Consider the following 13,268-nt stretch of genomic DNA (forward strand, 5'->3'; position numbering starts at 1 on the left):
AAAATAAGAAGTTATGAAAGATAGTATTGATTTCGGTAGTATGGACATCTCCACATTGTTTCGTAAGTTATTAGTTCCTACGGTACTGGGAATGGTATTCTCAGCTATATTCGTTATTACAGACGGCATATTCGTAGGTAAGGGAATAGGCAGTGACGCCCTAGCTGCCGTCAATATAACAGCTCCACTTTTTATGATCGCAACAGGCATCGGACTAATGTTCGGAGTCGGAGGCTCAGTAGTCGCTTCCATCTATCTGTCTCAAGGTAAACGCAAGGCAGCAAATATCAACATTACTCAGGCTCTTGTATTCTCTACGTTCATCGTATTAGTGATGTCTGCTTTATGTTTTTGCTTCGTAGGGCCATTGGGATGCTTACTCGGAAGTTCAGACAAATTATTGCCTCTTGTCATAGAATATATGATCTGGTATCTACCCTTCCTCGTATTCTATGAGTTATTGAGCACAGGCATGTTTTTCATCCGGCTGGACGGATCTCCCAATTATGCCATGATGTGCAATGCCATCGCAGCTATATTCAATATTATATTCGACTATATTTTCATCTTTGAATTTGGCTGGGGAATGATGGGTGCTGCCTTTGCCACCAGCCTGGGAACAGTAGTAGGTGGATTGATGACTGTAATCTATCTTACGCGGTTCTCCCGCAACATTCATTTGCATCGCATCAAGCTAAGTTTGAAAAGCCTGATGCTAACGCTCCGTAACGGTGGCTATATGATAAAACTGGGAACTTCCGCTTTCATCAGTGAGGCTTCCATCGCCTGTATGATGTTTTTAGGGAATTATGTCTTTATCCATCATCTCGGAGAAGACGGAGTAGCTGCGTTCAGCATTGCCTGCTACTTCTTCCCCATCATCTTTATGGTATACAATGCCATCGCACAATCCGCACAGCCGATTATCAGCTATAATTTCGGTGCCGGGCAACCGGATCGGGTTCGAAAAGCCCTACATCTTGCCATCCGTACAGCTTTAATTTGCGGAATCAGCTTTTTCATCATCACGTTTCTATGCCGTCAGAATATTGTTTCGTTGTTCATTGACCGAAGCTGTCCGGCCTTTGATATTGCGGTCAATGGCATTCCTTATTTTGGGGTTGGATTCATATTTTTTGCCGCCAATATGATAGGCATCGGCTATTACCAGAGCATCAGACGAGGTCAACGAGCCACCATCATCACTCTTCTGCGGGGAGTGGTATTCATGCTGATCGGATTCTTTGTACTTCCACTTGTTTTAGGAGTACCGGGAATATGGCTGGCGGTTTCGTTGGCAGAATTGTTAACGACTCTCTATATTATCGGAATTTATTTCAAAGATCGCTTCATGGTCCACCGACTATGAGTATATTTGCAACATGGATGCATTCATTAAAAAACTCTGCGACAAATATAAAGTATTGGAAAGTGACGTACAGACCTTACTAGGCTGTATGGAGGAAGTACATTTCAAAAAGAGAGACCTCATTGTACGTGAAGGGACAAAGAACAGCAACCTTTATTTTATAAAAACGGGAATATGGCGGGCATATTACCACAAAGACGGAGCAGATGCCACCATCTGGTTCGCTTCAGACGGAGAAGCAGCTTTCTCCGTCTGGGGATATGCAGACAATGCTTATTCACTGATTAATATTGAAGCAATGTGCGACAGTGTAGCCTACAGTATATCCCGCGCAACCTTGAATCAATTATATCATTCTTCCATCGGACTAGCCAATCTGGGACTGCGGCTGATGGATCACCAGCTTCTTCTGCAAGAAAACTGGCTCATCAACTCCGGCAGTCCACGAGCGAAGGAACGTTACCTGACTCTTATCAAGGAGACTCCGGAACTGTTGCAATATGTGCCTTTAAAGTACATTGCATCTTATCTGTGGATAACACCGCAGTCGCTGAGCAGGATTCGGGCATCCTTATAATCTTCACTTTTTTTATGAGTATAAGATCAAATATTTCTCTCAAACTCAAGTGAATAAATAAAACTGTCCGCACGATAATATCCTATATTCCATTCCAACGGACACCCTTCGGGATCATAAACAAACCTTTTACGCACCAAAATTGGATCTCCGACCTTTATCTCAAGCTTACCAGCAATGTACTTGTCAGCCAGCCTGGCACTAATATCTTCTTTAGAAACTTTTGCAATAGCATGATAATCTCTTTCCAATATCTCATAAAGAGGTCTGGAGAAATCCTCACTTCCTGTTAAACCTATTTTAGGATTAAAATAGGATATAAAGTACACGAAAGGGTATTCTTGATTTCCACGTAAACGCTCTAACTTCAGTATTCTTTTTACATCAGGAGCATTAAAAAAAAGGGCTATATCATCTGTAGGCTTTGTCCAGCTAACATGAAGTTCATAATTCATTGGTACAATTCCCAAAGTTTTCATTTCCTGTGTGAAACTCATCCAATTCTGAGCTTTGGAACATACAGCTGAATTTACAACAACTGTACCTACTCCCTTTTTCCTCATCAGCAATCCTTCGTTCACAAGGTTATTAATCGCCTGTCTCAAGGTATTACGAGATATGCCCAATTGTTTAGACAAATCAATTTCATTTGGAAGCATTTTACCTTGTTTATATTCCTCCCCTTTGATAATAGTCCTCAACTGTTCTTCTATCTGAAGATAAAGGGGGATTGCGCTGTTATGGTTAACTAATATCTTCATGATTAACTTTTTTACAAAGATAAAAATAAAAATAAAAACAGGCAATACTTTTTGTTCTTTTCAAGAAAAAGAATACATTTGCAAATGTTTATATGTTCAGACATACTAATTAATTAAATCATAATAACTATGAAGTATTATTTGGGAATAGACATAGGTGGTACACATATAAAAGGTGGAATCGTCAACCTTCTAACGAATGACATTCATCAAAACATACTATCTCACGAAGAACTGAATGCCACAGATTCAACATCAAGCATCATTACGAAAGTCAGAAAAGTTATTACTGACATTCAAGCCTGTATGCCCCTATCTAAATTAGGCGGAATCGGTATAGCCATGCCCGGTCCTTGCGACTATGCCAAAGGTATAGTTGCCATTTATGGTGTGCCAAAGTTTCAGTCACTTTTCGGTCTTAACCTTAAAGAAGAAATTAAAAAAGTATCTGACCTGAATACTGTTTTCATAAATGACGCATCCGCTTATGCCCTTGGAGAGTATTATGCAGGAGCAGCAAAAGACACAAGTAGAAGCATTATAGTCACAATCGGCACCGGACTTGGAAGTACATTTCTTGAAAATGATACTGTTTTGAACGAACTGACAGAAGGAATACCTGAACATGGATATCTCTACAACATACCTTACCGAGACGGAATGGCAGATGACTTTTTTTCGACAAGATGGTTTGTAAATACATGGAATATGCTATTTCCAGATAAAAAGGTAACTGGCGTAAAAGAAATCGCACTACGCGCTTCGAACGGAGACAATAATGCACAGTCATTATTTGAAAACTTCGCTTCAAATTTCGTAGAATTCATAACCCCATTCCTGCTAAATTTTAAACCGGAGAAACTTATTATAGGAGGAAATATAGCGAAAGCTTCTGACTTCTTTTTAGATAATATTCAGTTTCAATTAAAGAAACTCAATTTAATCACTAAAATAGATATCTGTAAATTATGGGATATGTCGCCATTAATCGGATCTGCTATTTACACAAGCAACATACTTGAAAATATGGAAAATACAAAAGAGAAAAGACACACACAGCAATTTATTGCACCTACTAACTCTACTGCCACCCCATCAGGAGAATATGATATATACCCGGCATTTCCATTGGGAAAAGGCAAAATTGGGAAAGGTATAAACCAACTAGCTGACTGGATAGAAAAGCATTCCCAAATAAAAATAGATGGTTATATTGGAGTCTTTTGGGATGAATTAATCATTAAGTTAGGAGAAGAACTCAGAAAAAGAGGAAAGAATGTGCGATTCTTTCATTCCAGTGTAGCAATGAAAGATCCACAGACTATTGAAAAAATGATTGCTCCTTATCTTGGAGGAGATAATCCGTTATTCGGCACCATTACTGATAAGCATTTGGTTAATTGGTTTGATGAAAATAAGCTTAATTCCATACAACCTGACCCGGAAGCAGATTTAAATATATTTATAGGTACAGGAGCAGCCCTATCTCAATGGAAAGCTCCCCTGATTTATATTGATATTCCTAAAAATGAGATTCAGTTTAGAATGCGCGCCGGAGCCATCAATAATTTAGGATTAGATTATCGAAAAGACAATCAACAGGCTTACAAACAACTATATTTTGTAGACTGGATTGTTCTTAATAAGCACAAAAAGCAATGCCTGCCTCTGATTGACCTACTTATTGACGGACAAAGAGAATGGGATGAACTATTAATGATTTCAGGAAATGACCTACGAGAAGGATTGCACAAAATGAGCCGCAATTTCTTCAGAGTTCGTCCATGGTTCGAGCCTGGCGCCTGGGGAGGACAATGGATGAAAAATCATATTCAAGGATTAAATAAAGAAGTAAATAATCTGGCATGGTCTTTTGAACTGATGGTACTTGAAAACGGACTAATGCTGGAGAGTGACGGATATCGGCTTGAAGTATCTTTCGATTTTCTTATGTATAGTGATTATCAGAATATATTAGGAGAATGTTCGGAAACATTTAAGTACGATTTCCCGATACGTTTCGACTTTCTAGACACCTTTGACGGAGATAATCTTTCTATCCAATGCCATCCACGCCCCCGATATATACAAGAGCATTTTAACATGCCATTCACCCAAGATGAGACATATTACATATTGGATTGTAAAAACTCGCCATGTGTATATTTAGGCTTTCAAGACAACATCGTCCCTGAGGAATTCCAATATACCTTGGAACGAAGTCAACAAAAAGCAACGAAGGTAGAGATAGAAAGGTTTGTTCAAAAACACCAAGCTAAAAAGCACGATTTCTTTCTTATTCCCAATGGCACCATACATGCTTCAGGAAAAGATTGCGTGGTATTGGAAATAAGTAGCGCACCCTATATTTTCACATTTAAAATGTACGACTGGATACGCATGGGATTAGACGGGAAACCACGACCTCTAAACATTCAACACGGAATGAATAATCTATATTTTGAAAGAAAAGGGGAAAAAGTAATCCAGGAATTGATATGCCATCCATATATCATGAAAGAAAATCAGGAGTGTACTATAGAGCATCTACCTACTCATAAAGAGCATTTTTATGATGTATATCGTTACACCTTCAAAGACCGTATTCAAATGAATACAGAAAATACATGCCATGTATGTATGATAGTAGAAGGAGACTCCGTTTGCATTGAAACAGAGGACGGCATGAAACAACGCTTTAATTATGCAGAGACTTTTGTCATCCCTGCTGCTGCCCGATCATATACAATCATAAATGAAAATCCCGACAAAAGAATAATGTTGGTAAAAGCCTTTGTAAAAAAAGAAGTTACTTTGAAATAATGTCTTAATAAAAACATCTTATCCAACTACTATGAAACGAACTATTGTACAAATTATCTTTTTCATATATTGTATTGCGAATGTATATCCACAATACAGCACAATCTGGCAACTTGGCAAAACAGATAATTCATCCAAGGAGTTTGCCTTAGCACCGGATGGAAAAGATCGATTTATTATCTCCGGATTTGGGGATAATAAAAAATATTTTTATGCAGGCGAACACACACCGGCCGATTTTCCATACATTATACCGGGGCCTACTGCTGAATGGGCTGGCTCATCTTACTGGGCAGGACAATGCAGGATACAACTTCCTATTTTAATAAAACTATCCGATGTCAATCCGCTAAAGAAATATCAATGGAATATTTTTATAGAGAATGTAGAATACGAAGACTGTATGTTCTTAAGACTGGAAGTCAACGGAAAGAATTACGATTCTCCTATAAAGCCTGGCACCAAACAGCTAACATATTCAATACAGCCCGGAATTCTAAAGGAAGGGTACAACAAGATTGTAATGCAGTTATTCAACGGTAAATCCCTAACTTTTGACGCCATTTGCCTAAACGGACCTCAAGAGACACAAATCAATAAGATAGGTGATACTCCTATTATTTCAATGAAAATGGCTGATTATGAATTAGAACAAGGGAAAACAAGAACACAGCCTCTTCTACTGAAAACTATAACTAAAAAATCCGGAACACTTAAAATACAAATCAACCAAAAGAAGATATTCAAACAAGTAGAAGAAGGAGAGAATATCTACGAAATTCCAACCGGAAAACTTAAAGACCAGTCTAAAATCAAAGTTAAAATATCAACAGAAGGACAAACAGTAGCAACTCAAGAATTTATCCGTAGTAACCAGCAACTACGCAGATCAATTGATTATGTTGATCAGTTTGCTGGTTCCAGTGGTTCACGATGGATGATAGGCCCCGGACCATGGATGCCATTTGGAATGGTAAAACTTATGCCCGATAACGAAGATGCCCATTGGAAAGCAGGATATGAATATAACGTTGAAAACATAATGGGATTCAGCCACATTCACGAATGGACAATGACAGGACTCTTAATGATGCCAACTACGGGAGATTTAAAAATACAACCCGGAACAGAAAAACAGCCGGACTATGGGTATCGCTCCCGAATTAATAAGAAAACCGAAACAGCCCGAATCGGTTATTATTCTGTTAATCTTACAGATTATAATATCCAAGCAGAATTAACAGCAACTACCCGCAGTTCCCTTCAGCGATACACATTCAACAAAGCAGAGCAGCCACGAATACTAGTTGACTTTTTCTTTCCAGCAGAATACGACTGGAATTTAGATGATGTATACGTAAAAAAAGTATCTGACACAGAAATAGAGGGATGGACCTTGAACGATTGCCGGTCAACAGGATACCATGGAGTACAAAGATATAAATTACATTTTGTCATGCAGTTTGATAAGCCATTCAAAACAATGAATGGCTGGATACGAAACAAAGTATATAGCCAAATTGAACAGCTACATAAATCAAACATGAAGTCCCGACAGGTATTTACAGTCGAAAATAACAGTCAAGACAAACTGGACGCAGGAATCTTCCTCGACTTTAACCTTAACACTGGTGATGATGTTATGGTAAGGACAGGTATTTCATTAGTAAGCATTGATAACGCACGGCTAAATCTGGAAGAAGAAATAGCGAGACCATTCGGATGGAATTTTGATAAAGTTGTCACCAATCAACAAGATACCTGGGAAACACTTTTCCAAAGAGTCAGTATCACAACAGACAATTACCTCTTAAAGCAAAAATTCTACACCAATCTTTACCGTTCTATCAGTCCACGGACCATCTGGAATGATGTAAATGGGGAATGGATAGATATGAACGGTAACAAAGCTCTTATAGACAAGCCAGGTAAAAGCGTATATGGAGGTGATTCTGCTTGGGGAATGCATTGGACATTAGGTCCATTTTATAATCTTCTCTATCCGGAGTACATGTCCAATTGGATTTACACTTACGAGCAGTTCTATCGTCGTGGCGGCTGGCTTCCCAATGGTAATCCCGGTATGAAATATTTCAGAGTCATGATAGGCAATCCTGCTTTGCCATTGATAGTCTCCGGCTATCAACATGGAATTCGTGACTTCGACAGTCAACTCATGTATCGGGCATTAATTCACCAACAAACAGCCACTATGATAAACTATCCCGGAGGAGGACAAGTCGGTAACGAAAGTTATCCCGATTATATAACCAAAGGTTATGTACCTCTATACGATGACGCATGGGATTGGAATTCTCCGCATTATCAATCATACGTTTCCAATACAATGGAATACTCATATCAAGACTATTGCGCTGCTCAATATTTTGACGCTCTTAATAAAAAAGATGACTTCAATACATTTATGAAACGTTCTGATAACTGGAAAAACATATTCGACCCATCAACCGGATATGTACGCCCCCGACGTCCCAACGGAGAGTGGATCGAAAACACCAACCCATATCATGCTCCCGGATTTTGCGAAGGCAGCGCTTGGCAATTCACCTGGTACGTTCCTCATGATGTAAAAAGCCTCATCAATTTAATAGGAGAGCGTCAATTCATCGACCGGCTGAATGCCGGATTTGCAACATCCGAAAAAGTAAGCTTCAATGCTTTAGGAGATAATATGGGAGCTTATCCTATTAATCATGGGAATGAAACAAATATGCAGGCAGCTTACCTCTTCTCTTATACCAGTGAGCCGTGGCACACCCAGAAATGGGCACGTGCTATACAAGAAAAATATTATGGAATGGGTCCCCGAGACGCCTATCCGGGAGACGAAGATCAAGGCCAAATGAGTTCTTGGTACATCTTAAGCAGCATAGGACTTTTCCAAATGGATGGCGGTTGCAGCAAAGATCCTGTATGGTTACTGGGGAGTCCGCGATTTGACCGGGTAGAAATTCTGTTAGACAACACCTATTACTCTGGAAAAAAACTTATCATAAAAGCAGAAAATGTATCCAAAGACAATTGTTACATTCAATATGTAAGATTCAATAACAAGCGCCTTAGTAATAACTATATAGAATGGAGTAAACTCAAAAAAGGAGGAACACTTCATTTCATTATGGGTGACCGACCAAATCCAAATGCATTTAAATAAATAAACACATATGAAAAATAAAAGTAAGATACTACCAGTTCTTTTTGGTTTCTTTATTATGGGGTTCTGTGACTTAGTAGGAGTATCAGTCACCTATGCGAAAGATTATTTCAGTTGGAGCGAAACCCAAGCCGGTTTCCTGCCATCAATGGTATTTATATGGTTTTTACTCATCTCTATTCCGATTTCTATCTGGATGGACAAGAAAGGTAGAAAAACAATATCACTGATAGGACTTTTATCTACTTTTATTGGAATGTTACTTCCATTACTTACATTCACACAGACAGCCTGTTATATCGCCTTTGCACTTTTAGGCATAGGAAATACCATCCTTCAAGTGTCACTTAATCCTTTATTAACCAATGTTATCGCTGAAGGAAAATTATCAAGCATTATGACAGCCGGACAATTCATCAAAGCACTATCTTCTTTTGTAGGACCTATAGTGGCCGGATTCTGCTCTGTTTATTTCAACAACTGGATATTAATGTTTCCCATATTCGCCGCCATTACTCTAATTTCCGGAATCTGGTTATTTTTCACTCCAATAAATGAGAAAGACGACAAAAGATTAACATCCAGTTTCTATCAAGTTATTTCTCTCCTGAAAAATAAAACCATCTGCCTTTTATTCGGAGGCATCATTTGTATTGTTGGCTTAGATGTAGGAATGAATGTATTTACCCCAAAACTTTTAATTGAAAATGCAGAGTTGACTAAAGAAATCGCAAGTTATGGTACAAGCTGGTATTTTGCCGCTCGCACTTTGGGGACCTTATGTGGTGTAATTCTATTAGCAAAGTTTTCCGAAATTTATTATTATCGGATCAATATGTTCATTGTATTAATAGCTTTGTCCTGCATTTATTGGATACATTCTCAATATATTATTTTGTTATTAGTATGCATTATAGCCTTTGCAATGTCTAGCATATTTGCCGTCATCTACTCGCTAGCCTTGCATACATTACCCTATAAAACCAACGAAATATCAGGACTCATGATAACTGGGATATCCGGTGGCTCCATCATTCCTCCTCTCATGGGAGTTTGCGCAGATTATACCGAAAGCCAATCAGGCTCCATCCTTGTCATGCTAATTTGTGTAATCTATCTAATTTTATGTTCGTTTCATAAATTTAAAACCATACACACAAAGCCGCATTAACATTTATTCTCAAAACAACCATTCATATATAAATTTATATTAAATAAATAAATCTTTCTAGTTTTCCTGCTTTAAATATATATATTTGCAATATGTATATACATATAAACATTATATAATACATATATCATAAGCAATTAATACTATGTAGATTAAAATATACAGCCTTTATATACAAGAAATCACATTAAATCTAATATAAAACCCTTATGACTTACTTTTTAAAATCACAGAGTATGAAGAAGCTTTTATGCAACTTACCACGCTTCGTATTATGGATAGCTTTCCTTCTAATCATTGAAAGCTATGTAACCTTGCAAGCTCAAACCAGTAGTAGTAACAACTCATCCAAAGCAATATCAGGGAAAATTGTGGATGAAACAGATTTGCCTATTGCAGGAGCTACTGTACAGGTGAAAGGATCAACAAAAGGAGCCATTTCGGATATAGATGGCTTATTTACTATTTCATCCGAACCAGGCTCTATTTTGATTTTCTCATTTTTAGGATACCAATCTATTGAATACAAGATAGATAAAGTACCTCAAACCATTAAACTTTTGCCAAAGGTAGATGAATTGGATGAAGTTACTGTGGTTGGTTTTGCTAAACAGAAAAAAGAAAGTGTGATTGGAGCAATATCAACCTTAAAACCTGAAAGATTAAAAATTCCAACCAGTAATCTGACTCAAGCCTTAGGTGGTAATGTTGCCGGAATTATATCTTACCAGTTGTCCGGTGAACCTGGAAATGACAATGTGGAATTCTTTATTCGCGGTGTGACAACTTTTGGTTACTCTAAAAGTCCACTGATATTAATCGATAATATCGAATCATCTACTACTGATCTTTCCAGACTGTCCGCAGATGACATTGCTGCTTTCTCTATAATGAAAGATGCAACAGCAACTGCCATTTATGGTGCACGCGGAGCTAATGGAGTCATTTTGATTACTACCAAGCAAGGCAAACCCGGTAAGGTAAAAATTAGTGCCAGAGTGGAAGGTTCATTGTCAGCACCTACAAAAAGAATAGACATGGTAGATCCTATCAGCTATATGAAATACCACAATGAAGCTGTACTCACACGTAATCCGTTAGCTGTCCGGCCTCATACCGATGAGAAAATAGCATCAACAATAGCCGGCAAAAATCCCTATGTATATCCGGCGGTAGACTGGTACAATGAATTATTTAATGATAATGTATTTAATTCACGTGCCAACATCAATATGAGCGGAGGTAGTGAAACTGCCAGATATTATGTTTCTTTAGGCATATCGGATGACAATGGTATCATGAAGGTAGATAAACGAAACAATTATAACAGTAACATTGATTTAAAAAAAATCTATGTACGTTCTAACATTGATATTGATGTGACCAAGACGACTACATTTTCTGTAAAATTCAGTGGCAATTTTGATGATTATACCGGTCCTATTGTAAGCGGCAATGATCTATACCGAAGAGCAATGGCAACAAGTCCTGTTTTATTCCCCAAATATTATATGCCTGATGAAAATCATACATCTACTTCACATATTTTATTTGGTAACGCAGGTGATGGTAATTACATCAATCCCTATGCGGAAATGATACGTGGTTACAAACAATACACCAATTCGGTTATTTCTGCCCAGGCGGAATTAAATCAGAAATTAGATTTTATAACTCCAGGACTTAGTATCAAAGTCTTCGCAAGTACTACCCGAAATTCATACAGCGGACAACAACGTTCTACTTCACCCTTTTATTATTCAATCAGCTATTATGATAAACTAACCGACACATATACTTTAAGGGAGCTGAACCCTAATGGTGGACGGGAAGATTTGGATTATACAGCAGAAGGGAATCAAGTCAGCAGTTCGTATTATTATGAAGCATCTCTCAACTACAACCGTACGTTCCGGGAAAAGCATAATATCACCGGATTATTAGTAGGAGTTCTGAGAGAGAATAAGAGCGGAGGCGCAAGTTCGATACAGACATCTTTACCAGCCCGTAACATTGGATTATCAGGTCGTTTTACATACGCATACGACGGACGATATTTTGCTGAAGCAAACTTTGGTTACAATGGTTCCGAAAGATTTGCCAAAAATGAACGATTCGGACTCTTTCCTTCGATAGGAGCAGGCTGGATGATCTCCGAAGAAAAGTTTTGGAATCAAGACCTTAAGAATATTATCAATAAACTGAAACTAAAAGGAACTTACGGTTTGGTAGGTAACGACAATATTGGTGCATGGAATGACAGATTCTTTTATATGTCCGAGGTAAATCTAAACGGTAGTGGTGCAAATTTCAGTTGGGGACAAGATTTTGAACGGAATGTCGGTACTATCGACATGATACGCTATCGAAATGACAAAATCAAATGGGAAATTGCTCAAAAAATGAATTTAGGTCTCGAAGTTGGGCTATTTAATATATTTGACATACAATTCGATTACTTCACCGAATATCGAAAAAACATCTTTGGCGAACGCCAAACCATCCCGTATGAAATGGGATTCAGTGCACCTCTTTATGCTAATAAAGGAGAAGCTTCTTCACATGGATTCGAAGTGCAGGTAGATGCCAACCACGCTTTCAATAAAAACTTCTGGTTAGGAGTGCGTGGCAATTTCACTTATGCAACAGGCAAATATGAGCATGTAGAAGAACCCTATCGTCCTTACCCTTGGCTTAGTCATATTGGAAAACGTATTAATCAGACTTATGGATTAATAGCGGAAAGACTGTTCATTGATGAAGAAGATATTGCAAATTCACCTGTTCAGACATATGGTGAATATATGCCCGGTGACATAAAATACAAAGATGTAAATAATGACGGAATAATTAATGATGAAGATATTGTTCCAATAGGGATTTCCTCTTCTCCAGAAATTGTATACGGCTTCGGAGTGTCGATGGGATACAAGAATTTTGATATTTCTTGTTTCTTTCAAGGAGCAGCGAGATCTTCTTTCTTTATTAATTCCAAAGCAACAAATCCTTTCATGCAAATGGATTTCGGAGGAAATAACCTCAATGGTATGATGCAAGCATATGCGGATGATTACTGGTCTGAATCGAATCGTAATATATACGCTACTTTCCCAAGATTGTCAACTACTGACATTGCAAACAATAACAGAAACAGTACATGGTGGTTACGCGACGGTTCTTACTTGCGTTTAAAATCAGTCGAAATCGGATATACATTACCTAAAAGGCTGACCAGCCATCTAGGTATGTCCAATTTGAGAATCTATGCCAGCGGACTAAATCTTTTCGCATGGAATCGTTTTAAATTATGGGATGTAGAACAAGGAAACGACGGAATGCAATATCCTATTCAGGCAGTTTACAATTTTGGTATTAACTTAAGCTTCTGATTA

At 38.0% G+C, this 13,268-nt stretch carries 7 protein-coding genes; 6 read left to right on the top strand and 1 reads right to left on the bottom strand.

Features of this window, described 5'->3' with window-relative positions:
• The first annotated feature begins 13 nt into the window (after window positions 1-13).
• Together KTR07_RS17110 and KTR07_RS17115 are read left to right on the top strand one after the other, a co-directional pair.
• Entirely contained in the window at window positions 14-1,369 is a 1,356-nt protein-coding gene (locus KTR07_RS17110) for an MATE family efflux transporter (protein ID WP_117981370.1), read from the top strand.
• Window positions 1,370-1,382: 13 nt separating this feature from the next.
• Window positions 1,383-1,946 carry a Crp/Fnr family transcriptional regulator gene (locus KTR07_RS17115; RefSeq protein WP_008766588.1) on the top strand — a complete coding sequence of 188 codons (564 nt, stop codon included), beginning with the start codon at window positions 1,383-1,385 and terminating at the stop codon, window positions 1,944-1,946.
• Between the two features lie 26 nt (window positions 1,947-1,972).
• Here KTR07_RS17115 and KTR07_RS17120 read toward each other — a convergent pair whose 3' ends face one another.
• On the bottom strand, window positions 1,973-2,707 hold the full coding sequence (locus tag KTR07_RS17120; protein WP_008766589.1) for a GntR family transcriptional regulator: 735 nt from the start codon (window positions 2,705-2,707) through the stop codon (window positions 1,973-1,975).
• 129 nt (window positions 2,708-2,836) lie between these two features.
• Between KTR07_RS17120 and KTR07_RS17125 the strand changes: the two genes are divergently transcribed.
• The 4 genes from KTR07_RS17125 (at window position 2,837) to KTR07_RS17140 (ending at window position 13,265) form a co-directional block, all read left to right on the top strand.
• The gene (locus tag KTR07_RS17125; protein WP_008766590.1) at window positions 2,837-5,530 is read left to right on the top strand and encodes an ROK family protein; all 2,694 of its coding nucleotides are present in this window, start codon (window positions 2,837-2,839) and stop codon (window positions 5,528-5,530) included.
• A 31-nt stretch (window positions 5,531-5,561) separates the two neighbouring features.
• The gene (locus KTR07_RS17130) at window positions 5,562-8,705 is read left to right on the top strand and encodes a GH92 family glycosyl hydrolase (RefSeq protein ID WP_011108135.1); all 3,144 of its coding nucleotides are present in this window, start codon (window positions 5,562-5,564) and stop codon (window positions 8,703-8,705) included.
• Window positions 8,706-8,715: 10 nt separating this feature from the next.
• Entirely contained in the window at window positions 8,716-9,876 is a 1,161-nt protein-coding gene (locus tag KTR07_RS17135; RefSeq protein WP_008766592.1) for a sugar MFS transporter, read from the top strand.
• Window positions 9,877-10,112: 236 nt separating this feature from the next.
• On the top strand, window positions 10,113-13,265 hold the full coding sequence (locus KTR07_RS17140; protein ID WP_048697081.1) for a TonB-dependent receptor: 3,153 nt from the start codon (window positions 10,113-10,115) through the stop codon (window positions 13,263-13,265).
• Window positions 13,266-13,268 lie beyond the last annotated feature (3 nt).

The organism is Bacteroides sp. MSK.20.82 (assembly GCF_019052485.1).
Lineage (GTDB): Bacteria > Bacteroidota > Bacteroidia > Bacteroidales > Bacteroidaceae > Bacteroides > Bacteroides thetaiotaomicron.

Coding starts and splice junctions, on each gene's coding strand:
- KTR07_RS17110 (WP_117981370.1), top strand. CDS start 14: ATGAAAGATAGTATTGATTTCGGTAGTATGGACATCTCCACATTGTTT.
- KTR07_RS17115 (WP_008766588.1), top strand. CDS start 1,383: ATGGATGCATTCATTAAAAAACTCTGCGACAAATATAAAGTATTGGAA.
- KTR07_RS17120 (WP_008766589.1), bottom strand. CDS start 2,707: ATGAAGATATTAGTTAACCATAACAGCGCAATCCCCCTTTATCTTCAG.
- KTR07_RS17125 (WP_008766590.1), top strand. CDS start 2,837: ATGAAGTATTATTTGGGAATAGACATAGGTGGTACACATATAAAAGGT.
- KTR07_RS17130 (WP_011108135.1), top strand. CDS start 5,562: ATGAAACGAACTATTGTACAAATTATCTTTTTCATATATTGTATTGCG.
- KTR07_RS17135 (WP_008766592.1), top strand. CDS start 8,716: ATGAAAAATAAAAGTAAGATACTACCAGTTCTTTTTGGTTTCTTTATT.
- KTR07_RS17140 (WP_048697081.1), top strand. CDS start 10,113: ATGAAGAAGCTTTTATGCAACTTACCACGCTTCGTATTATGGATAGCT.